The following is a 22,817-nucleotide window of genomic DNA, read 5'->3' on the forward strand; positions in this document are numbered from 1 at the left end:
TAGTGATTAGTCGTCCATTGGTTTAGTCTTTATTGTACCATACGATTGGGCTCACTTCCCCAATTACCGGTGTTCCGAACCGGGCGTACTGGAGGTTGGGGAACTTCATGCAAAAATCCCCCTTGGGTACTAACTTGTACACAACTAGGAGTAAATAAGAATATACTTTCACCTATTCTTTCTTGATGACCATCTAAAGCGTAAGTACCACCAGCAATAAAGTCCACAGCCCTTTGAGCTTGATCTGGATCCATAATTGTTAGGTTCAACACTAAAGACTTGCGCTCTCGCAATGCTTGAATCGCTTGAGGCATTTCCTCAAAAGTGCGGGGTTCTAAAACCAAAACCTCTGAAATTCCATTAATCGCACCTGGCATACCAATCACATTAGTCATATGTTTTGATCCTGCTACTTCTTCTTGGTTTACTGTTGGGGGGGTTTCTCGCCACCTTCTATTGCTAGTGGTGGTTTCCTGTGGAGCTGGCTGAGGATTTTCTGGTTGATAACCCGGTTGATAGTTATCATTATCCTGCTCCTCCTCGTAGTACTCATATTCTACTGGCTCATTCAAGCCCACAAAATCTCTGAGTTTAGAAAATATGTTGTTCATTTTTCATGCTCCTGGAAATTACCTTAATTGATCCGATGTAAATCTAGCTGCTGTGGGCTTCGTTCCTTACTGTTGTTAGTATTTACCTGACGGATTATACTAAACAACTGCTCTTCAAAAAACTTGTTAGAAATAACGATGAAAAAAGATAGTATCCTATACATCCTTACAATAAAAAGTTATTTCATCCCAATTCTGTCCCAATGATCGAATTTGTCAAGGGGGTTAGGATACCACATATTCTAATAAATACTTACTTAATTACCAGTAGTTGGTTTTCTATTTTACATCTTTAACAGGGAAAAAGATCTCAAACCTGAAATCAACTCTAAGGGCGATTCCCAAATAAAATTGTCCCCAGTCTCACCATGGTAGCACCAGCTTTTACCGCCAACTCATAGTCCCCAGACATACCCATAGATAGTTCCCTCATTTCTATATTTGCCCATTTTTGGGAGGCAATTTCTTGAGCTAGATTGTAAGTATGATTAAATACATGCAATATTTGCTCTTCCTTTAAGCCCCAGGGAGGAATTGTCATCAAACCTTGAATTTGTAAACTTTGGTATTGACTTAGGAATGGTAATTCCGCTAACAATTGGGGCACTGTCCAACCGGATTTTTGGGGGTCTGGGAGAATTTTGACCTGTAGGCAACTGTATAGATTAGTTCCCATTGTTTGAGCTATAGTGTGGAGACGCTCAGCAATGTGTAGATTATCTACCGAATGAATCCAGGAAAATAACTCCACAGCCTTTTTAGCTTTGTTACTTTGTAAGTGACCAATAAAGTGCCAAGTAATGTCCGGTAGATCTTGCAACTCAATTTGTTTACTCGCCGCCTCTTGAATGCGACTTTCACCAAAATCACGAATACCAGCCCCATAGGCTTCCCGCATCAATTGAGTTGATACCTGCTTACTAACAGCTATTAACCTTACTGATGGGGGTAGTTGGGCGCGAATGATTGTTACGCGTTCAGCAATTGAACTTGTCATTGGAATGTACGCTGGAAAACTCCTTGAAGCTGATCATACTCCTGTGGTTTACCACTGCGACGTAAACTACGTAAACGATTTTCTAGCATCATTCTGGCTTCAGTCCTACCAATGGACTGAAATTTCATCCCCTTAACGTCACTGGTTACCAAAAAAAATAGGCGTTGGGCATATAGTGTAGTAAATAGCTCTTGGTTATCATCAAGGGTGGAGATCTTATAGAGTAAACCCCATGTGGGATGATTGATGTAGGTTTCTGAGTGCTCTGGATTCATTTAATAATCGTCAAATTTGGGAGTATATATTCTTTTTTCGGGTCTCACACAATCATTCCGATGATAATAAATATCCCTCGACCAGAATTTTTTTTGGCTGATTATGTGAACTTCCTGTTCCATGAGTTTGTCTCTATCTTGCCATAATTATGGTCTCATGACACAAATACAAATATAGATTATAATTTGGTGTCGCACACTTTGCTTAACTCTTCTTATGATTAAAAGTCCTTTACACGAACAACCACGTAATCAACGAGCTACCGTAATTCGTACAAGCAATGAATTTATTCTCTTGGAATGGTTAAAGTCTACAGGGCGTTTGATGGCACGCGATAATGTGGAGACTGACCTGACCAGTGAGGTGGAAGAAGAAATTGCTGAAATTATTGATCTGGATGATTTAGTCTATGATAATGATGATGAACCAGGTTCCGACTTGGAAGAATAATACGCTGTTATCAATATCATCTCTCGGGGAATGAATCAAGAAAATAGTACGGTTGTAGCAACTCTCTATAAATTTGTCAGTTTACCGGATTATCAACAACTACAAGCACCTCTATTGTCTTTTTGCCAGGAGCATGCTGTCAAAGGAACAATTCTATTGGCAACTGAAGGAATTAATGGCACAATAGCTGGTTCTCGTGGTGGAATTGACCGGGTTTTAGCATTTCTTCGTCATGATGGGAGGTTGATGGATCTGGAGCATAAGGAATCATACACTCATACCCCCCCTTTCCGGAGGATGAAGGTCCGTCTGAAGCGAGAAATTGTTACCCTGGGAATACCAGAGGTGGATCCTAATCAACGGGTGGGAAAGTACGTCAGTCCTCAAGAATGGAATGCTTTACTTCTGAACCCCAATGTTACGGTGGTTGATACTCGTAATGATTATGAGGTCAGCATTGGCACTTTTAAGAGATCATGTAATCCCCATACCCGTATCTTTAGAGAATTCCCCGATTATGTAAGCAAGAACTTGCACCCAGATAAGAATCAGAAAATCGCTTTATTTTGTACAGGTGGTATTCGCTGTGAAAAAGCATCATCCTATCTGCTATCACAAGGCTTTCAAGAGGTTTACCACCTCAAGGGAGGGATATTGAAGTATCTAGAGGAGGTAACCGGGGAGGAAAGTTTATGGGAAGGAGAGTGTTTTGTCTTTGATGACCGAGGTGTGGTGAATGGGACTATGGAAGAATGCTAACCGCCTTTACCACCAGCTTAATACTAATTACAATTTCTGAACTGGGCGATAAAACCTTCTTTATTGCCGTTATTCTGTCTATGCAGCACTCAAAAAAACTGGTGTTTGCAGGTGTGACCTTAGCCTTAATGGCAATGACAATCTTATCTGTGCTATTTGGCCAAGTCTTGTCCAGTATAACGCAAGATTCCCAAATATATGTACGTTATGGGGAAATAGTCTTATTCATCGCCTTTGGTTTGAAACTACTCTATGATGCTGGCAAAATGAAACCTACGGAAAATCAGGAGGTAATGGAAGAAGCTAGAGAAGAAGTGAAAAAGTCCCAAGTTACTAATCAGTCAACAAGTCCATGGGCAGTTTTACTCAAGTCCTTTGTATTAACTTTTATAGCTGAATGGGGCGATCGCACACAAATAGCCACGATAGCGTTAGCAGCAGGTAATAATGCTATAGGTGTAACGGGGGGAGCAATATTGGGACATGCAATATGCGCCCTCATAGCGGTTATAGGTGGGGGAGTAATAGCGGGGAGAATTTCGGAAAAACAGATTACCCTGATAGGCGGCATTTTATTCATTATTTTTGGTATTATAGCCGCCATAGAGCTAAAAACCGGAGGTTAAGTTTTTAATCTCATCCTTGTATTGAGCGGGAGCCAGAGTCAGAGCACTGTCAAACAAGGGTTTTGCCTCATTAATTTTACCCTGCTCTTTCAAGAGAATTGCCTTTGCTAAAACGGGGCGAAAATCCTGGGGATATTGTTTCATCACCTCCTCATATAAAGATATTGCTTGATCAGGGTTTTTTTGAGAAGAATATACCCTACCTAAAAGTAATTGTATAGCTATAATGTCAAAACTTCCTGGTTGAACAGAATTAGACTTTTCAGCATTGGATATGGTTTCTTTAAGAAACTGAATAGCTACTTCTGGACGTTTCTGGTCTAGTTCTAATTTAACTAGACCTTGTAGTGACTGGATGTTACCAGGCTGGGTCTGGAGAATAGAGCGATAAATTTGGCTTGCTTCCTGTGTATTTCCTATTTGTTGGGTTGCCTGTGCTAGTAAAACCTTATATTCCAAATTATCTGGATTTAATCGACTCAACTTTTGTAGAGTTTCAATCACCCCTTGAATATCAGCAGGTTGAACCTCACTATTGGGCTTTTGACTGAGAATTTGCAACCTAACCTGTAATAACTGCTTGAGAACAGTTTGATTTTCCGGTTCCCGCTGTAAAACCAGTTCATAGCCACGAATTTGGTCTGCTAACCGGGGATTTTCTGGGGAATTTTGGGGACGTGGAGCATTGAGAGTTCCCAAAATAGGTATGATGGACACACCAATAAACGCTGCAACTGCCAGCAGCAAGACTATCTGAATTAGCCAGCGATTACCTTGTTTTGACACTACTTTACCTGTGTTGTACTTGAATAAATAAGCCCCTTAGAAGGGAATAAAGTTAATACTTTGTAAAACTTAGCGGAATAGGTGATTTAACTGTGAATTTTATGACCAAAGACCATCAGGAGTATCTAAACTTTTAAAGTAGACGGTTATAGCTTTGTCCATAAATTAGGTGACAGTTGTAGGATCATCAGCATAATTGTAGCCATGGAGTGATAACTGAGCAAACTAATGATTGGTGGATAATTCCTCACTCACCCCAGAATGTGAGTTATAACCTAGTTAAATCAGGAATTTAGCATTTGCGAATTGGAACTAAGAAATTAGTACCAGTCAAAATCTTCCCTAATTGAGATTGAGAATTATCAAGAATCAGCTAGGAATTAATTTGACCCATTCATTCTGCAAATGATACATTTCAAAGCCTAACCTGCAATGGCTAAATTCAAAGCAAGTATACCTTTCTTTTATTAGCCGTGCAACTTCCACACACTTTTGTTCAGTCCCACCATGGGACCTATCTCCGATCTAAGGAGTTTTTATGAATTCCGACCTGATACCGTCTTTCGAATCTGCCAGTATTACCGCCTCTAGTCAGGCTTCAGCCAAAATTGACTTAACAGGCAAATTACCTGTTAAATCACCACAAACCAAACCTGATAATTTATCCGTCAAAGTCCAAGATGGGGAAAGTCTTGAGAAGCTTAGGAACCGTCAACAACCAATTCCTCCTGCTAGCGAACTAATGCAATACAGGGCGATTGGTTTGATTCGGGGTAGCTACTCCCCTAGCAGCGAACAGTTCACCCAGGGCACCCTGATTACAACTGATGGTGTGCAGTTAAATGCTGTTCTGCTGGGTCGAGTTATGAGCTTAGTCAAAAAGCATCTGGATTTACAAAAAGAACACCTGTGGGTAGTTTATCCCCGTACCAGACAAGAAAATGAATCTCTACATATTCAAATTGTAGGGGTTTGGGAACCGGAAAATCTTGCTAAACAGTCCACAGATGGACCTTCCTTGTCTGGGGAAACATCAGAACCAGTTGCAACTAATAGAAAATCCTCTCGTCAAAACACTACGGAAAGTACATCAGCTTTAAAAACCTCAGATCAAATTCCTGATGGTGAATTTTCCGTTCGTGGAGAGGTAGTTTACCAATCTTTCGAGACCAGGAGTTTGGTAGTAAAAATCAAACAAGCTCCACGGAAACCAACGGAAAAACCCAAATATTTTAAGTTGAAACTTCACGGTGTGCTGGCCATGAAAGCAATAGGTAAATTTTGGGACTTTAAAGTCAAGCGTGAAACTGATGGGTTAGTGGTGGAAACTGCGGAAGCAGTTGCTGATTTGCCCAAAAAACGCAAACCAACTTTTAGAGGTGGACCCCGTCCTGGTGTTACCAGGAAACCATTTGTTAAAAATCCCGGAGAAAATGCTCGACCCATTACAAGAATGGATGGAGATGGTTCTTACTCCTCGAAACCCTTACCAAAACCATCTATCACTAAACCAGTGAAAAAGCTAAAACCCCAAGACAACCATTAAAGTTGGGTTAGTTTACTGTAAAAGGTAAAAAAGCTCTGTCCATGGGAATAGGAGCTACGGGTTCCGTCAGGGTAAATTGACCCGACTGTATCCACTGTTTCAACTCTAGAGCTACTTGTCGGGATAGTAACATGCTAGCTAGGGGAGCAGCTCGTACAGGTTTACCCTCGATGGGGATCCTCCCAGACTTTAATTGGGCGTAACTTACTAATCCAAAGGTAGGTCTTACACGACGGGGAATGGAAAAATCCACAATGGGCGCTACTAAGTCTTGATCAGTTACTGCACAACGTTTAACCACTTCTTCGTTTAATACTGGAAGTGGTACTCCTACCCCTAGCATTAATGAAGGTCCATAACTTTTAAAGTAACACCCTCTTACCCAACGCGCATCCATTTGTTTGGCATCACCAATTAGTGCTAAAGTGGCAGATGGTCCAATGGGGGTTCGATTCTCTAACCGCTTTTGTAGGGGAAAGTGTTGTGTACCTTCCCAAACCACATAGCCTATTCCCCCACCTAAAAAGATTTTGGTCCCAATTCCCACCAGTTGTAAATCGGGATCGTTCATTAGGGGAGACAATGCTCCTGGATTGGAGTACACTGCATTTCCTAAACGCGGTTGTAATGGTCCTAGGTAAGTATATAACGGTTCCTCGGATCCATTAACACCAACAATGAAGTTTTGATAAAGATTGCGCGGATTAAATAGGTAGAACTGATTAATCGTCTCTCGGGTAACTTTAGCTTCCAGGGTAGCTCTAGGGTAACAATCGGTAATTTGTCCTAATGCTCTGACTTGTACGGATTTACCAGCAATTAAATCTTGAATCACGTGACCACCACCGCGTTCTCTTAGTTCTTCCCCTTCCATGGTTTCCACTGCGCAACTGGCGCCCAAATATAGGTCCACCGCCCCAAACCCAGAATATGCGGGAACCCCATCTAACCAACAACGACGAATTTTAATTGGTGGGTCAGTGTGTCCTAAGTTAATAATCGCCCCGCTTGATTCCATAGGTTCAAAGGTTCCTGTGGTAATCACATCAACCTGTTGGGCCGTTTTTAGTATACCATTTTGGGCAACTCGTTTTTTTACCTCTTCCACGGTCCAGACTACGGCACGCTTTTCAATGATCTTTTGATTAATTTCGGCAATAGTTCGCATTGTATTTAGTAATCTGAATATTATGATTATTAATATATGGTAATATATGGAAGAGAAAACAAGATGGCTGATTTAGGGGGAGAATACCTCAGAGTTCGTGACCTGGGGGAACAGGGTCTTTTGCAGAAATTACAGAGCTTTTGTCCTCCCCATATTATAGGGGATGATGGTGCAGTTTTGCCGACTAAACCCGCACACCATTTGGTTGTAACCACAGACATGTTAGTAGATGGTGTACATTTTAGCAATCTTACTACCTCTCCCAAGGATGCAGGTTGGCGCGCTGCTACCGCTAATTTATCCGACTTGGCTGCTATGGGCGCCTCTCCCCTAGGAATTACCGTCGCCCTCGGTTTACCAGGAGATCTGGCTGTCAATTGGGTAGAACAACTGTATCAGGGCATGAGTGACTGCTTACAGAAGTATCATACTCCCATCGTTGGCGGTGACATAGTGCGATCCCCTGTTACAACTATAGGAATTACAGCTTTTGGTGAGGTCAGTCCAGATTTGATTATTCGGCGGTGTACAGCTCAAGTGGGGAATGCTATAGTTATAACTGGTATGCATGGAGCTTCTCGTGCTGGGTTAGAATTGCTCTTGCACCCTCAAACGGGTGAAAACCTCAAGGAAGAGGAAAAGCAGGCTTTAATTAGATTTCACCAACGTCCTAACCCGCGTTTAGATGTAATATATATACTACACGAAATCCTCATATCAGGTTTAAAACCCCGTGGAGATTCCTCTCCAGTTACTTTGAGCGGTATGGATAGTAGTGATGGATTAGCGGATGCTATTTTACAAATTTGTCGTGCTAGTCAAGTCGGGGCAGTTTTACATCAAGACAAAATTCCCCTAGTACCCATATCTAACAACTGGTTAACACCACTACGATGGCTGGATTATGCCTTATATGGTGGTGAAGATTTTGAACTGGTACTCTGTTTACCACCAACTATTGCCAAAGCCTTAGTTCTTAAATTAGGATCAGGTGCAGCAATTATCGGAGAAATTACATCCGGTGACCAAGTTATTCTACAATCAAACACCCAAGAAATCCCCAACCAAGTTTTAACACTCAGTCAGGGATTTCAACATTTTGGTGGTGAGTGTGGGATTCCCGGATGAATGGGAATTATTTTATACCCATTTCTCCGCCACTAACTCAGCCAAATCTAAAACTCGTTGGCTATAACCCCATTCATTGTCATACCAAGCCATGACCTTAACCATGTCATTACCCATCACCATAGTTAAGTTAGAATCCACAATGGAAGATTCATTAGTACCCTGATAATCAGAGGATACTAAGGGTAATTCGCTGTAACCCAAAATGCCTTTGAGTGAATTTTCAGAAGCCTCTTTAAGAGCTTGATTAACTTCCTCAGTAATTGTTGGTTTCTCTACCTGCACCACAAAATCTACCATGGACACGTTAGGAGTGGGTACACGCAAAGCTACACCATTTAACTTACCCTTTAGCGCTGGTATTACCAGAGCTACAGCCTTAGCAGCACCAGTAGAAGTGGGAACAATATTAATCCCCGCTGCTCTAGCTCTACGCAAATCACGGTGAGAAGCATCTAAAATTCTCTGGTCACCTGTGTAGCTATGGGTAGTAGTCATTGTCCCTTTGATAATGCCAAATTTTTCGTGCAAAACTTTAGCAATAGGTGCTAGACAGTTAGTTGTACAGCTGGCATTACTAATGATATGGTGTTCGTCATGATTATAATCATAATGATTCACACCCATAACAAATGTACCATCTTCATTCTTACCAGGTGCAGTAATTAGAACTTTTTTAGCACCAGCATTTACATGCTTTGAGGCACCTTCTTTACTGATAAACACACCCGTTGCTTCAATAATCAGGTCAATTTGCCACTCTTTCCAAGGTAAGTTTTCTGGATTGCGATCAGATACGCACTTAATAGTCTTACCGTTGATAGTAATGGAATTATCGTCAGCACTGATATTGGCATTTTGTAGTCTACCTAGCATAGAATCGTATCTAAGCAGGTGAGCATTAGTTCTGGGATCGGAAGTGTCGTTAATAGCAACAAGCTCAACCTTGCTATTCTCTCTACCTATCCAGCAGCGGGCAAAGTTTCTGCCAATGCGCCCGAAACCATTGATTGCAACTCTAACCACAGTGTCTTCCCCTCTGTATTTATGCCTATAAATTGATATCGTTGACCCCGATCATATCGCAAAGGGGGGGACTGTTTATAACTGTGGAATCTTAGATCGAAAAAAAAATACATATTTTATTGAATTCAATTTATTTAGTACAGTTTCTTTTTGTTTTTTATAAATTTACCTAGTCTAGTATAGTTTAACTTTATTTACATGTAATTTAACTAATTGTAGTATCACTAAGCAATATCCTCATCCTGATGATCACACTTGACGAAACTCCTATTACAGCAGTTTTCATGTAAATAAACCACAATGATTGAACCAATTAAGCGCATCCTCTGCTGTAATATAATTTACTGCACTTGTCATGGCCTCATTTAGGGCTTCTAATGTTCGTGCCTCCCGACTACGGAGAAATTGCTTTAATTTTGACCAACACAATTCTATCGGAGATAAGTCTGGAGAATAGGGGGGTAAAAACTTAACTTTTGCACCGACTGATTCAATTGACAATCTCACGCGCTCGGCATAATGAACCTTTAAATTATCCATAACAACAATAGCCCCTTTCCATAATTGAGGTACTAAAACCTGATTTACATAAGTGAGAAATACTTCTGTATTTGTGCTTCCCTCTACAGTCATTGCTGCCAGAATTCCATCCATATTTAAAGCCCCAATCAGAGAAATATTTTTGCCCTTGTTTCCTGGTACGCTACCAATTGCTCTTTGTCCATCTTGGCTTCTGGCAAACAACCTTGACATCCCTAAATTTATCCCCGATTCATCTAAAAACACTAAATTTCTAATATCAACTGTATCTACCCAACGACGATAATCATGCCTTAATTCTTGAACACGTGGAGTCTCCTGTTCACTGGCATTTAGACTTTTTTTTATGACGTAGACCCAACTTTTCTAAGGCTCGATGCATGGTTGTGATACTAACACTAGTGCCCGTCGTTTCTCTCAGGCGATCGCACAATTCTGAAAGTAGTAAATCATTTTTCTCATCCAGCCAAGACTTGATCATGTTTAAATATTGGCCTGCAATTACAGGCTTTTCATATCCTCCACATTGCTTTGGCTCAACTTGCCCAGTTTCACGATAACGACGTACTAAATTTCTCACAAATGATAAGCTGACCTTGAATCTTTCTGCCAACTGGCGTTGAGATCCCTCTTGAGCAACCCATGCTACAATCACGCGATTACGCAAATCTATTGAATAAGGTTTTGGCATATAATTTGACAGTACTTCTACTCTATTTTAGTTTATTACCCTTATTATAGCTTATCTTATTTTGTAGTTTAACTACATGAAAATTGCTGTAAGGTGTACAAAGTCAAAAAATCACGCACTTGAGGATGAAAGATATATGACAGATTTTTTTCCCGACAGTTCCCGATTTTTCAGAATAATCATCATAAGGATAGAAAAGGTTGGAGAATCGATTGCTCCGGATATTGTCCAGTAAACAAAAACTCAGTCAAAAATTGACCTGTAAGTTTTTGGATACAGATTGGATATAGAAATATTACGAAAGCTATATCTCCAAAAATCAAAATCCTGTTATGATACCCGTGTCGCAAAGATTTGTTGGTGTGGTGCCAGAGGAATAAAAGATGAATAGCTATATAGATTTTAGTGGTAGACCATTTCATTTTATTGGTATTGGGGGCATAGGAATGTCCGCCCTAGCCTACATACTGACAAAACGACAATTGCCCGTTTCCGGTTCAGACCTGCGCCCTAACCAGATTACCCGCAAATTAGAGTCCCTGGGGGCTCATATTTTTAACCAACAAGAGGCCAGTAATCTAGAATTCTTCCGTCCCGGAGCATTTTCTAGCCATATATTATCAAACCCATCAGAGCAATTATCCACCCAACAAAAAAGTTTACCCCAGGTCATTTGTTCTACAGCTATTAACAATAATAATTTAGAATATAGGGCGGCGCTAGAATTGGGCTGCCCCATTCTACATCGTTCTGATGTCTTGGCAGCTTTAATCGCTGACTATCATAGCATTGCTGTAGCTGGAACCCATGGTAAAACTACAACTAGTAGCATGATAGGTTACATGCTATTAGAAGCAGGTCTTGACCCAACCATTGTGGTAGGAGGAGAAGTCAATGCCTGGGAAGGAAATGCTAGATTAGGAGAAAGTAAGTATTTAGTAGCAGAAGCTGATGAGTCCGATGGTTCCTTGGTAAAACATACCCCAGCAATTGGTATAATTACTAATATTGAACTAGATCATCCTGATCATTATGCAACATTGGAACAAGTCGTGGAGACTTTCCAAACCTTTGCCCGAGGTTGTCAAGTTGTAGTGGGCAGTATTGATTGTAACATAGTACGCGATCGCCTAAAACCGGGGATCAGTTATAGTTTAGATCCAGATCAAGGTGCTGATTATACAGTAACCAACATTGACTATCGCCCAGACGGAACAACAGCCTTAGTTTGGGAAAAAGGTAAGTCTCTAGGAGTATTAAACTTACAACTTTTAGGTCGCCACAATCTCAGTAATGCCCTAGCAGCTGTGGCGGTAGGAAGGTTGTTAAATTTGGAGTTCGGGCAAATTGCCAAAGGTCTTGCCACCTTTGAAGGAGCCAGGAGACGATTTGAATTTAAGGGTGAAGTAGATGGCATTACCTTCATTGATGATTATGCTCATCATCCTAGTGAAATCCGTGCCACTCTAGCAGCGGCGCGTTTACAAGCGAAACCAGGACAAAGGGTAGTAGGGATTTTTCAACCTCACCGTTACAGTCGTGTGCGGACTTTCTTGGACGAGTTTGCCAATTGTTTCACTCATGCGGATTTAGTTGTATTGACTGATATTTACAGTGCTGGTGAACCTAGTTGTGAGCAAGTTACCGGTGAAAAATTGGCAGCAGAAATTGCCAAGCGACACCCACAAGTAATTTATCAACCTAGTTTAGCCCTCATTCCTCCGGTTTTATTATCCACCCTACGTCCGGGGGATTTAGCCGTCTTTCTTGGAGCTGGCAATTTAAATCAGACAATTCCAGAAATTATCAGTGCACTGCGTCAACCAGTCACAGTCACACTTTAGGGATGGCTACCCGTATTTTAGCCTAGATATTCCGTTTAAATGTTAATAAAGCTACCCATTTACATTAACAATGATAATTTCTGAGTCTTCTGCTAGTCCCCGCACAGTCCCTACTTTGACGGAAAATAAACAAAAAACAGTTAATTCAGATGATAATCAAATTATTTACTTACCTGGAACTAATTGTGTAATTAAGTCCAACATTTCCCTATCTGGGTTTACCTCCTACAAAGTGGGAGGGGAAGCCCAGTGGTACAGTGCACCTCGCGATTTAATGGCCATAAGAGCAACTGTGGAGTATGCCCAAGCTCTGGATTTACCCATTACAATATTGGGAGCAGGTTCCAACTTACTAGTAAGTGATGAAGGTATACCAGGAATGGTAATTGCTACCCGTCACTTCCGTTACAAATACTTTGATAACCAAACAGGTCAGTTAACAGTAGCTGCGGGAGAACCCATTCCTAGTTTAGCATGGGAAGCAGCAAGTTTAGGATGGGAAGGACTAGAGTGGTCAGTTGGCATTCCAGGTACTGTGGGTGGTGCTGTTGTGATGAATGCAGGAGCACACAATAAATGTATGGGGGAAATGTTGGTTAGTGCGGAGTTACTATCTCCCGATGGTACTTTAGAAACTGTGAATAGGTCACAGTTGGGTTACACATATCGCAGCTCCCTGTTACAAGGAAATGAGCGTATAGTTACTCAAGCTACTTTTCAACTTCAACCAGGTGCAGATCCAGCTAAAGTCACAGCTAGAACTAAAGAACACAAGCAGCACCGTCTTTCCACTCAACCTTACAATTTTCCCAGTTGTGGGAGTGTGTTTCGCAACCCCTTACCCCGGACTGCGGGATGGTTAATTGAACAAACTGGATTGAAAGGCTATCAAATTGGTGGGGCCCAAGTCGCACAACTTCATGCTAACTTTATTGTTAATCGTGGAGGTGCTAGGGCCAATGATATTTTCCGTCTCATTCGCCATATTCAACATCAAATTCAGGATCAATGGTCAATTTTATTGGAACCAGAGGTAAAAATGATTGGTCAGTTTCCTGTTTTGGATGGTTATTCTTGAATTGGTGGAGACCTAGGTCAGTCACAACTATAATTGAATTTGATTTTTTATTCGCAGCACAACTGGAAAATTTACTATGACAGGATTTGGTTTGGTGGGAAGAGTAAAAGAAATAGCGGACGCTTTTAAGAAAGCTCAGGAAGTGCAACAAGGTGCCAAACGTCTACAAGAAGAATTGGAACAGATGGAAATTGTGGGCGAGTCTGGTGGTGGACTAGTTAAGGTGATTATTAGTGGTAACCAGGAACCTAAAAGGGTAGAAATTTCCCCAAATGCACTAAACGAGGGATCGGACGTGCTTTCTGATCTAGTGACAGCAGCAATGAAGGATGCTTATCTCAAGTCTACTCAGACTATGCGGGAACGCATGGAAGAGTTAACTGGTGGTCTGGAACTACCAGGATTTTAGACTGATACCTGATAACAAACCCCTACTTTTACAAGAAGTAGGGGCTATTAATTTTTATGGGGGTGGGGGGACTTGAACCCCCACGACTTTCTACAGTCAACGGATTTTCATTCTCCTGCAGCTTTCGCTACTACCTTTGGGGTTTTAAGAATTGGACTCTCCCTTTACCCTCGCCTTCACGTTAGGGTAGCTCCCGTCGAGTCTCTGCACCTTCCCAGAAACATAAAAGTCTACTGGGCTTGGCTCAGGATTGCCTTGTCTGTTTGATTAAATCTTATCAGATTTAGGTTTCCCTGAGTTTGAGAGCTTACACTTGAAGGATTTCTCTATCAAGGCTCACTTTTCTAAGTCCGCAGCGTCTACCATTCCGCCACACCCCCGTAGGATTTGTTGGATGCCAAAACATCATCATAACATCATGCTGCTTTTCCTAGACTTTGTCAAGAGGTTGGGGAAAATTTTTTCCCATGGATTAGGTGAGGTAGTGTGGGGGCTATAAGCTATATAATGGTATATGCACTAAATAGTATTCTCTCATCCATCCCAAAATTATGCTTTTAGCACTACTGTATTTAGCTTTGGCTGGAGCTTATCTGTTAGCCATACCACTGATCGTTATGTTTTATCTCAACTGGCGCTGGTATTCAGCAACTTCTGTGGAACGTGGATTTATGTACTTCTTGGTCTTTTTCTTCTTCCCAGGTTTATTATTGCTCTCCCCCATTGCCAATTTTCGACCCAGACCCAGACAAATTGTTTAACTTAATTTAACTAGTAACTTGGTAGGTCACAACTCTCATGCGACGTATTGACGCAATTACTATTACCTTAGGGATCTTCCTCATAGGCGGACTAGCTTATGGGGTGCTACAGTTGGTTGGTTTAAATAGTCAAGACGCGGGAATTTGGAGTCAAGTTCTACTGGTGTTAGGTTTAATGGGTTGGTTGGGAACCTATCTATTCCGTGCAGGGAGTAAAAAAATGACCTACCACCAACAGCGGGAAGAGTATGAAAAGGCTTTTCTCCAAAAGCGTCTGGATGAACTCTCCCCGGAAGAGTTGGCCAGAATACAAGCTAAGATTGATTCCAATGATCAACCCTAACCAATGACTAACTGATGACAGCAATTTCTCGTTGTTTTGAAAATTTAAGACGGAATCAAGAGTGTGCCCTGATTCCGTTTATTACTGCTGGTGACCCGGATTTACATACTACAGCTCAAGCTTTAAAAGTGCTAGATTGTGCTGGTGCGGATATTATTGAGTTAGGTGTTCCCTACTCCGATCCCTTGGCAGATGGTCCAGTAATTCAAGCTGCTGCTACCCGTGCACTGCAAAAAGGTACTACTCTAGAACAGGTGTTGACAATGCTCAAGGCTACTACACCTAAATTGAAAGCACCTGTAATTTTATTTACATATTATAATCCCATTTTACATCGAGGAATTGCAAGATTTTTAGACGATATTAAATCCGCTGGTGTGTCGGGTTTGGTAGTTCCAGATTTACCTTTGGAAGAGTCTGCAACCCTCTTGAAACCAGCAAGTGAGCAAGAAATTGACCTGACCCTTCTCATAGCTCCCACCAGTTCCATGGCAAGAATAGAGGCGATCGCCCATGCTTCTCAAGGTTTTATTTATTTGGTAAGTGTTACTGGTGTCACTGGTATGCGGTCACAAATGGAAAACCGAGCTTCTGAACTACTAGACAAAATCCGCAGTGTTACAGATAAACCGATAGGTGTGGGATTCGGTATTTCTGACATAGAACAAGCACGTCAAGTAAAAGACTGGGGAGCTGATGCAGCAATTGTCGGTAGTGCGGTAGTCAAGCGATTGGCAGAGGGTACACCCGATCAAGGACTAAAAGCGATCGCCGAATTTTGTCGAAATTTAAAGGAGGCGGTCAAAAATTGATCTTATTAATTGGTAATTTAATGGCAATTTAGATGAATCTGAATTAAAATTAGACGATGAATTTATTGACTGTGAGTGTGTCCCAAAACTATGTCAGTTACAATACAACTATGGTCCTGGTACTACTTAGTTTTATTAGTTAAGAGGTGTACTATATGAGTGAGAGTATGGCATTTGTGGGTGGGGTAGCTGTTGCTGGTTTAGCAGCTTTGCTATTGCTGAAAGGAAATAGCACTCCCATACAACAACCCAACTTTAGTATTTCACAATTACCCAACAATATTGTGCCCTCCCAGGGGATGCAACAGTACCCATCTGGACAGGGGGGATATGGTAACCCCCAACCGGTAGCACCTTTAGACCAGCGATTGGACTTAGAAAAGTTAAAAATTCAAGTAGACAGTTTAAGAGGCGACAACGAGCAGTTACGCTTACAAAATCAACAGCTACAGGGTCAAATTAATGCCTTCAGTTTGAGCCAAAACCAAATGAATTCACTACAACAGCAGCCAACCAGAATGATGCCCACACTGCCTTCTGAAGCGGAAAAATGGTGGAATTCACCCATAATTTGGGCAGTAGGTGGGGCGACTTTAACAGTAGGAGGTGGTATTGTAGTAGCTGGTGTGTTGTCCTTGTTTTCGCCTAGACAACGTCCCTCTCGCACCGTGCAGGTAATTCACCCTTATCACGGAGTAACAGCACCCCTGGGAACCATGCGACGGGCGGAGTTTTTACCACCCTCTCACGCTGAAAGCAGAAGGGTAGAAACAGCGGAATACGACGAATTACACTAAGGTGTAACACAGGGTATCTACTATGGTTTGGTTTTAGAGTTAGTGTCCGGTTGTGAGTTTTGACTTGGTAAAACCTGTTGAGCAACCTTTTGAGCTGCTTGTTTAAACAATGGTTCCAGTTTATCTTGCCAGTATTTAATATTAGGTAACTTTTCTGGTTGGTTGCGATAGGCCAAGACCTTTTCCCATTGTCCACTATCAATAGCGCGATTAATTTCATTAGCCAAAGTCTCAGCTTTGGCCCAGTCTTGTTGCCATTGGTCAATTATCTTCACTTGTTGACTATTAGAAGTAGTTTTTTGGGGAGCGGATTTCAGTTGAGCTATTGCTCCATTCACATCCCCTGACTGGAATTTTTGTCGAGCTTGTAGAACGATTGGATCTTGAGACTCTGTATCAGCAGATTGAGACAAGAATGGGGATGGAGAGGTAGTAGTAGATAACTGAGGTTTAGGCACCAATCGAGATGTGATTAGAGGTAAATCATCAACGATTTGAAGAGAAATACCCTGGTCTCGCAGACAAGAGACCCATTGGTCATTGTTAGTAATCACATCCGAATGAGCCCAAGCCAAACGACCAGATTTAAGTTTAACTTCTATCCAACCACGCTTAGTTCTTTTTCCAGTAACTATAAACTCACTAGGATCACCAATACTCTTTAAAATATTATCAGAACCAATGGCGCTAGGTTGGGAGCGCACATTAGAATTGGGTGCTACCATAGCCAAGCAATTTTCTGTGCCATTCTTATCCTTCCAATTAGCAGTCAAAGTTTGAATGTTGGGATATAAATTGGTTACTAAAGCTGCTGCACCACCGACCAAAAATAAACCAATTACCAGTGGTAAGGGATCTGGTTTTTGTTCCTGCTTAGGAGCAGATACTAGGGGAGGAGTATGAACAGGTGCCAAAGCTAAGGTAGGTTGTGGGAACAATGAAACAGATTGATCATAGGTTTTTATGGGTGATTTTTTTCCACTGGGTGTAGTGGGTGTGGGAGATAGGGAGTAACCGCAGGATTTAGCATATTCTTTTATAAACTCTCGACAAACTTCTAATGCTTCTGTTGCCGTTTGATAACGTTCCTTGAAGTGATAACGCACCATCTTAGTGAGAATTTCTCCCAAATGGGAATTGACAGGTCGAAAATGTTGCCAGAGAATTTCACCAGTATCGGGATCCTCTGGGAACTGATTAGCAGCTATTCCTGTTAAAGCTTGAATAGCAATGATACCCAAAGCATAAATATCACTACTTGGGCGAGGTTTACCCTGTCCTTGCTCAGTAGGCATATAACCAGGAGTGCCAACAGCTATAGTGGGATTTAAATGATGTTCTGAAAGAGCAGAAGGACAACGTACTTGTTTAACAGCTCCAAAATCCACAAGCACCAGTTTGTAATCATCCACACGACGAATCAGATTATCAGGTTTTATATCTCGGTGAATCACCCCCTGTTGATGGACAAACTCCAAAACCTCTAAGATTTCCAAGAGCAATTGTATAACTTGGTTTTCACCCCATGGTTGTCCGGGTATAAGTTCCATTGTCAGGGTATGACCATCAATGTATTCCTGAACCAGGAAAAATTCCTGATTTTCATCAAAATAGGCTAGTAACCGAGGTATTTGATCATGATTACCCAATTTTTCCAAAGTTTCAGCTTCATTATTAAACAGACGTTTAGCAGTTGTAAAAATATGCTTGTCATTACTAACCAGTTTTAGATGTTTAACAACACAAATAGGATTACCAGGTCGCCGAGTATCTTGAGCGATGTAGGTTTGACTAAATCCCCCAGTTGCTAAAACACGCACAACTTTATATCTATGGTCTAGTAGTTTGCCTATCATGATTTGTTCCCCGGTTCCATACTTAATCTTGTAATTTTGCCTAGTCAATATCTCCAAATTTTCTGTCCTAATATCCGCTATGTTGAGAAAAGATTTAGACTAAAGTGGCAGTTTTTTTGATTAACCTGAAAAATTGTCAATGAGTAAGTCCTAGTTTTTTTAATTATTTTTAAAAAAAATGCCACCTAATATCCCCAATTCTACCATATGGCAACAAGCAGAAATTCTCATGCAACCAGCTTTTATCCGCATTATTGATAATATTCGTAAACATCTGGATATATCCAAGTGGAGAGGAAGTTACCACGACGTACTGATTTGGCCAGCGGGTACAACGGATGAAACTAAATCTATTGTGATCCAGTTATTGGAGGATTCAAAAAACGCCACAGCGGAAGATTTGCTAGCTATTAAGCAAAAACTGGCTCTTTTACCCATCCCCCATCCGGGATATCATTTGCGCTTGCAATATCAAGAACAGGTGGTGAATATGGATTTATGGGATTTATGTTATCAGGTTTGTTTTGTGGACTATAGTCCTGAAAATGTCCCAGTTGACATTGATACTAATTTATTAGATGAGTTTGGGGAGGTAGATTGGCAATATTTAGAGAGCAAGACCAAGGGGTTAGTGCAAAGAATTTTTGATAACCTCATAGACAGGGAATAAACTGCCTTAACCGACTGGCTCTGTCGCGGGTGATTACATTTATCTTAATTTATTCCCAATCCGCTTGAATGAGGTTACGTTTGCTGCGACTAAAAACCAGTCCCACTTCATGGACTGTTTTCCCCGGTTCTCCTCTATACTTTTGTGCATAGTTACATTCCCGTATCTGTTTTAAGGCTCGGTTCTCTTTCACATTCTCCCCATCTACTACCTTGATTTCCATCACGTAAATATGATCACCCAGGATGGCAGTTATGTCCGCTTGACCATAGTTGGTGATATCTTCCGGGATGATGCGCGCATTTAAGGAACTCAAGAAAGCATATAGTACAGAAGCGTAGTAACCTTCAAAATCAGCTAGGTCATTGTTGGTAAAGTTACGCCAAGGAATACCCGCAAATAGACGCTTTATCGCCTTCACTATTGATTCCAAATCCCCATTCCACATACACTCATAAAGGATATCTTGAATAGCGCTCTTTTCATTCACCATTCCTGTGTATACGTTGATGAACTGGTCGTTTAATGTCAGGCGAACTTCCATGTTAGGTATTTTTAGGGCAAACATGGAACGTCGGTGACGGGTAAAGGTGCGCTCAATGGTCAAATACCCTGATTGGAACAGCAGGGTAACTGGATTGATTTGTTCTATCTCAAAGGACTTTAAAATCTCCTCAGTTACTTCTAGATGCTCCAAGTTGGGGAGGAAGTAGCGGTTAGTCTGAAACAGCCTAATTAAAAAGGTGGGGTTCCCCGTTTCAAACCAGTAGTTACCATACTCCATTCCCTCACGGATAAAAAGTAAGATATCATAAGGGTTATATACTGACTCACCACGCCATGAGTATCCATTATACCAGAGACGCAGTTCATCCCAGTCCACCCCTTGCAAGTGCTGGGCGAAGGTTTGCTCCAAATCTTCCTGGGTATACCCACAAATAGTAGAAAAGTCCCTACTGATGGTAATGTCGGTGAGTTGATTTAACCCACTGAAAAGGCTGACTTTAGAGAATTTGGTGACCCCAGTCATGAAGATGAACTGGATGTTGGCATCCTGTTGCTTGAGGACTGAGTATAGATTCTTGAGTCCTTCCCTCATTTCCGAAGCAATAGGTGGATTGTCTATATTGTCCAGGATGGGTTTGTCGTATTCATCCACCAGCACCACAGCACGTTGTCCATATTTTGCCATGGCTTTACGAATCAAAGTTCCTAATTTTCCCGGTATATCAGTTGACTCATAGGATACACCCAGATGCTCTGCATTTTCGTGCAAGATATCCAGTATGCGCATATCCAGCTCTTGTCGGTTTTTTAATACCCCACCAGCAAAGTCTATTTTAATCACTGGGAATTTTCTACTCCAGTCCCACTGGTCATGGATATAAAGCCCCTCAAATAATTTCTGATTCCCCTCGAAAATCTCCTTGAGGGTATCTACAAACAGACTTTTGCCAAAACGCCTGGGACGAGACAAAAAGAAAGCTCCAGGCTGTTTTATCAACTGGAAGGCAAGCTGTGTTTTGTCCACATAAACGCAGTTGCTCCCGCGTAGTTTATCTAGGGTGTTGATCCCCAGGGGAAGATTTTTGGGGTTCATACTAATGGATATGTGCTTATTATCTTAATCCCAGTTTATCTCTAATTCAATCACCGGGTTTATTTATGTGAATTTATTTTAAATTAAAAGGGCGATTGCAAAGGATTACCCGTGATTTGGTTGAATTAACCCAAACCTAGAGACTGTCCGTGGGGGAGACAGGGAATAAACTCCCTTAACCGACTGGCTTTATCGCGGGTGATTACATTTATCTTAATTTATTTCCAATCCGCTTGAATGAGGTTACGTTTGCTGCGACTAAAAACCAGTCCCACTTCATGGACTGTTTTTCCTGGTTCTCCTCTATACTTTTGTGCATAGTTACATTCCCGTATCTGTTTTAAGGCTCGGTTCTCTTTCACATTCTCCCCATCTACTACCTTGATTTCCATCACGTAAATATGATCACCCAGGATGGCAGTTATGTCCGCTTGACCATAGTTGGTGATATCTTCCGGGATAATGCGCGCATTTAAGGAACTCAAAAAAGCATATAGTACAGAAGCGTAGTAACCTTCAAAATCAGCTAGGTCATTGTTGGTAAAGTTACGCCAAGGAATACCCGCAAATAGACGCTTTATCGCCTTCACTATTGATTCCAAATCCCCATTCCACATACACTCATAAAGGATATCTTGAATAGCGCTCTTTTCATTCACCATTCCTGTGTATACGTTGATGAACTGGTCGTTTAATGTCAGGCGAACTTCCATGTTAGGTATTTTTAGGGCAAACATGGAACGTCGGTGACGGGTAAAGGTGCGCTCAATGGTCAAATACCCTGATTGGAACAGCAGGGTAACTGGATTGATTTGTTCTATCTCAAAGGACTTTAAAATCTCCTCAGTTACTTCTAGATGCTCCAAGTTGGGGAGGAAGTAGCGGTTAGTCTGAAACAGCCTAATTAAAAAGGTGGGGTTCCCCGTTTCAAACCAGTAGTTACCATACTCCATTCCCTCACGGATAAAAAGTAAGATATCATAAGGGTTATATACTGACTCACCACGCCATGAGTATCCATTATACCAGAGACGCAGTTCATCCCAGTCCACCCCTTGCAAGTGCTGGGCGAAGGTTTGCTCCAAATCTTCCTGGGTATACCCACAAATAGTAGAAAAGTCCCTACTGATGGTAATGTCGGTGAGTTGATTTAACCCACTGAAAAGGCTGACTTTAGAGAATTTGGTGACCCCAGTCATGAAGATGAACTGGATGTTGGCATCCTGTTGCTTGAGGACTGAGTATAGATTCTTGAGTCCTTCCCTCATTTCCGAAGCAATAGGTGGATTGTCTATATTGTCCAGGATGGGTTTGTCGTATTCATCCACCAGCACCACAGCACGTTGTCCATATTTTGCCATGGCTTTACGAATCAAAGTTCCTAATTTTCCCGGTATATCAGTTGACTCATAGGATACACCCAGATGCTCTGCATTTTCGTGCAAGATATCCAGTATGCGCATATCCAGCTCTTGTCGGTTTTTTAATACCCCACCAGCAAAGTCTATTTTAATCACTGGGAATTTTCTACTCCAGTCCCACTGGTCATGGATATAAAGCCCCTCAAATAATTTCTGATTCCCCTCGAAAATCTCCTTGAGGGTATCTACAAACAGACTTTTGCCAAAACGCCTGGGACGAGACAAAAAGAAGCGTCCAGGAATGCGTATCAGACGGTGAGCTATTTCGGTTTTGTCCACATAGACGCAATTGTTTTCCCGCAGCACACTTAGGGTGTTGATTCCCAAGGGGAGATTTTTGGGGTTCATACTAATGCTCATTATCTTAGCTCTAGTTTATCTCTAATTCAATCACCAGGGTTATTTATATGAATTTATTTTAAATTAAAAGGGCGATTGGGAAGCACTACTTATGGGATTAACCATAATTGTTTGAATTAACCCATACCTAGAGACTGTCCGTGGGGGAGTTTCGTAGGTTGGGTTGAGGAACGAAACCCAACAAACCCACGGGATACATATAAACGCGATTGCAAAGGATTACCCGTGATTTGGTTGAATTAACCCAAACCTGGAGACTGTC

General features: G+C 41.5%; 24 protein-coding genes. 13 read left to right on the top strand and 11 right to left on the bottom strand.

Going from position 1 to position 22,817, the window contains the following annotated elements; all coding sequences use genetic code 11:
* Positions 1 to 29 precede the first annotated feature (29 nt).
* The 3 genes from C6N34_RS16450 to pipX all read right to left on the bottom strand — a co-directional run bounded on the left by C6N34_RS16450 (position 30) and on the right by pipX (position 1,883).
* Entirely contained in the window at positions 30 to 611 is a 582-nt protein-coding gene (locus tag C6N34_RS16450; protein WP_057178931.1) for a cell division protein SepF, read from the bottom strand.
* A gap of 328 nt (positions 612 to 939) precedes the next feature.
* Entirely contained in the window at positions 940 to 1,608 is a 669-nt protein-coding gene (locus C6N34_RS16455; protein ID WP_006279101.1) for a YggS family pyridoxal phosphate-dependent enzyme, read from the bottom strand.
* The gene (gene pipX, locus C6N34_RS16460; RefSeq protein WP_006279102.1) at positions 1,605 to 1,883 is read right to left on the bottom strand and encodes a transcriptional coactivator PipX; all 279 of its coding nucleotides are present in this window, start codon (positions 1,881 to 1,883) and stop codon (positions 1,605 to 1,607) included. The genes C6N34_RS16455 and pipX overlap by 4 nt, the downstream gene beginning before the upstream one ends.
* Before the next feature lie 217 nt (positions 1,884 to 2,100).
* Here pipX and C6N34_RS16465 point away from each other — a divergent pair, with 217 nt between their 5' ends.
* The 3 genes from C6N34_RS16465 to C6N34_RS16475 are packed head-to-tail and all read left to right on the top strand — an operon-like array spanning position 2,101 to position 3,719.
* Positions 2,101 to 2,334 (top strand): DUF3134 domain-containing protein, encoded by a 234-nt coding sequence (locus tag C6N34_RS16465; RefSeq protein WP_006279103.1) that lies wholly within the window; start codon positions 2,101 to 2,103, stop codon positions 2,332 to 2,334.
* A 30-nt stretch (positions 2,335 to 2,364) separates the two neighbouring features.
* Positions 2,365 to 3,093, top strand: coding sequence for an oxygen-dependent tRNA uridine(34) hydroxylase TrhO (gene trhO, locus C6N34_RS16470; protein ID WP_006279104.1), 729 nt, complete (start codon positions 2,365 to 2,367; stop codon positions 3,091 to 3,093).
* Positions 3,087 to 3,719: a TMEM165/GDT1 family protein gene (locus C6N34_RS16475; protein WP_057178929.1), complete on the top strand. Its 633-nt coding sequence runs from the start codon at positions 3,087 to 3,089 to the stop codon at positions 3,717 to 3,719. Before trhO ends, C6N34_RS16475 begins: the two co-directional genes overlap by 7 nt.
* Here C6N34_RS16475 and C6N34_RS16480 read toward each other — a convergent pair.
* The gene (locus C6N34_RS16480) at positions 3,702 to 4,505 is read right to left on the bottom strand and encodes a tetratricopeptide repeat protein (RefSeq protein WP_006279106.1); all 804 of its coding nucleotides are present in this window, start codon (positions 4,503 to 4,505) and stop codon (positions 3,702 to 3,704) included. The genes C6N34_RS16475 and C6N34_RS16480 overlap by 18 nt on opposite strands.
* Positions 4,506 to 5,043: 538 nt before the next feature.
* Here C6N34_RS16480 and C6N34_RS16485 point away from each other — a divergent pair.
* Entirely contained in the window at positions 5,044 to 6,051 is a 1,008-nt protein-coding gene (locus C6N34_RS16485; RefSeq protein ID WP_115538616.1) for a hypothetical protein, read from the top strand.
* A 7-nt stretch (positions 6,052 to 6,058) separates the two neighbouring features.
* Here C6N34_RS16485 and C6N34_RS16490 read toward each other — a convergent pair whose 3' ends face one another.
* Positions 6,059 to 7,219 (bottom strand): homocysteine biosynthesis protein, encoded by a 1,161-nt coding sequence (locus C6N34_RS16490; protein WP_006279108.1) that lies wholly within the window; start codon positions 7,217 to 7,219, stop codon positions 6,059 to 6,061.
* Positions 7,220 to 7,282: 63 nt separating this feature from the next.
* Here C6N34_RS16490 and thiL point away from each other — a divergent pair, with 63 nt between their 5' ends.
* Entirely contained in the window at positions 7,283 to 8,347 is a 1,065-nt protein-coding gene (gene thiL / locus C6N34_RS16495; protein ID WP_057178926.1) for a thiamine-phosphate kinase, read from the top strand.
* A gap of 12 nt (positions 8,348 to 8,359) precedes the next feature.
* On the opposite strand, the gene C6N34_RS16500 is transcribed toward thiL, so the two are convergent.
* The 3 genes from C6N34_RS16500 to C6N34_RS16510 form a co-directional block, all read right to left on the bottom strand.
* Positions 8,360 to 9,373 (bottom strand): type I glyceraldehyde-3-phosphate dehydrogenase, encoded by a 1,014-nt coding sequence (locus C6N34_RS16500; protein ID WP_057178925.1) that lies wholly within the window; start codon positions 9,371 to 9,373, stop codon positions 8,360 to 8,362.
* A gap of 282 nt (positions 9,374 to 9,655) precedes the next feature.
* Positions 9,656 to 10,261, bottom strand: coding sequence for an IS630 family transposase (locus tag C6N34_RS16505; RefSeq protein ID WP_083383444.1), 606 nt, complete (start codon positions 10,259 to 10,261; stop codon positions 9,656 to 9,658).
* Positions 10,236 to 10,604: a helix-turn-helix domain-containing protein gene (locus tag C6N34_RS16510; RefSeq protein WP_102981708.1), complete on the bottom strand. Its 369-nt coding sequence runs from the start codon at positions 10,602 to 10,604 to the stop codon at positions 10,236 to 10,238. The genes C6N34_RS16505 and C6N34_RS16510 overlap by 26 nt, the downstream gene beginning before the upstream one ends.
* Before the next feature lie 383 nt (positions 10,605 to 10,987).
* Between C6N34_RS16510 and murC the strand changes: the two genes are divergently transcribed.
* From murC to C6N34_RS16545, 7 genes are all read left to right on the top strand, one after another.
* Positions 10,988 to 12,448: a UDP-N-acetylmuramate--L-alanine ligase gene (gene murC, locus C6N34_RS16515; protein WP_115538737.1), complete on the top strand. Its 1,461-nt coding sequence runs from the start codon at positions 10,988 to 10,990 to the stop codon at positions 12,446 to 12,448.
* 70 nt (positions 12,449 to 12,518) lie between these two features.
* A complete protein-coding gene (murB, locus tag C6N34_RS16520; RefSeq protein WP_115538736.1) occupies positions 12,519 to 13,526 on the top strand; it encodes a UDP-N-acetylmuramate dehydrogenase in 1,008 nt (335 codons plus the stop codon).
* 76 nt (positions 13,527 to 13,602) lie between these two features.
* Positions 13,603 to 13,935, top strand: a complete 333-nt coding sequence (locus tag C6N34_RS16525) for a YbaB/EbfC family nucleoid-associated protein (protein WP_115538735.1) — start codon at positions 13,603 to 13,605, stop codon at positions 13,933 to 13,935.
* Positions 13,936 to 14,486: 551 nt separating this feature from the next.
* The gene (gene ndhL / locus C6N34_RS16530) at positions 14,487 to 14,696 is read left to right on the top strand and encodes an NAD(P)H-quinone oxidoreductase subunit L (protein ID WP_057178921.1); all 210 of its coding nucleotides are present in this window, start codon (positions 14,487 to 14,489) and stop codon (positions 14,694 to 14,696) included.
* Positions 14,697 to 14,733: 37 nt separating this feature from the next.
* Positions 14,734 to 15,039, top strand: coding sequence for a DUF3007 family protein (locus C6N34_RS16535; RefSeq protein WP_006279115.1), 306 nt, complete (start codon positions 14,734 to 14,736; stop codon positions 15,037 to 15,039).
* A gap of 14 nt (positions 15,040 to 15,053) precedes the next feature.
* On the top strand, positions 15,054 to 15,851 hold the full coding sequence (trpA, locus tag C6N34_RS16540) for a tryptophan synthase subunit alpha (RefSeq protein ID WP_057178920.1): 798 nt from the start codon (positions 15,054 to 15,056) through the stop codon (positions 15,849 to 15,851).
* A gap of 155 nt (positions 15,852 to 16,006) precedes the next feature.
* Positions 16,007 to 16,648 (top strand): hypothetical protein, encoded by a 642-nt coding sequence (locus C6N34_RS16545; protein WP_006279117.1) that lies wholly within the window; start codon positions 16,007 to 16,009, stop codon positions 16,646 to 16,648.
* Positions 16,649 to 16,668: 20 nt separating this feature from the next.
* Here C6N34_RS16545 and C6N34_RS16550 read toward each other — a convergent pair whose 3' ends face one another.
* Complete coding sequence (locus C6N34_RS16550) at positions 16,669 to 18,504, bottom strand: serine/threonine-protein kinase (protein ID WP_115538746.1); 1,836 nt, start codon at positions 18,502 to 18,504, stop codon at positions 16,669 to 16,671.
* A 178-nt stretch (positions 18,505 to 18,682) separates the two neighbouring features.
* Here C6N34_RS16550 and C6N34_RS16555 point away from each other — a divergent pair, with 178 nt between their 5' ends.
* Positions 18,683 to 19,174 carry a hypothetical protein gene (locus tag C6N34_RS16555; RefSeq protein WP_115538734.1) on the top strand — a complete coding sequence of 164 codons (492 nt, stop codon included), beginning with the start codon at positions 18,683 to 18,685 and terminating at the stop codon, positions 19,172 to 19,174.
* A gap of 49 nt (positions 19,175 to 19,223) precedes the next feature.
* Here the strand turns inward: C6N34_RS16555 and C6N34_RS16560 are convergent, their stop codons facing one another.
* Positions 19,224 to 20,774 (bottom strand): ATP-binding protein, encoded by a 1,551-nt coding sequence (locus C6N34_RS16560; RefSeq protein ID WP_141303836.1) that lies wholly within the window; start codon positions 20,772 to 20,774, stop codon positions 19,224 to 19,226.
* A gap of 218 nt (positions 20,775 to 20,992) precedes the next feature.
* On the bottom strand, positions 20,993 to 22,543 hold the full coding sequence (locus C6N34_RS16565) for an ATP-binding protein (RefSeq protein WP_141303837.1): 1,551 nt from the start codon (positions 22,541 to 22,543) through the stop codon (positions 20,993 to 20,995).
* Between the last annotated feature and the right edge of the window lie 274 nt (positions 22,544 to 22,817).

The sequence above is a fragment of the Cylindrospermopsis raciborskii Cr2010 genome (assembly GCF_003367075.2).
Classification (GTDB): Bacteria; Cyanobacteriota; Cyanobacteriia; order Cyanobacteriales; family Nostocaceae; genus Raphidiopsis; species Raphidiopsis raciborskii.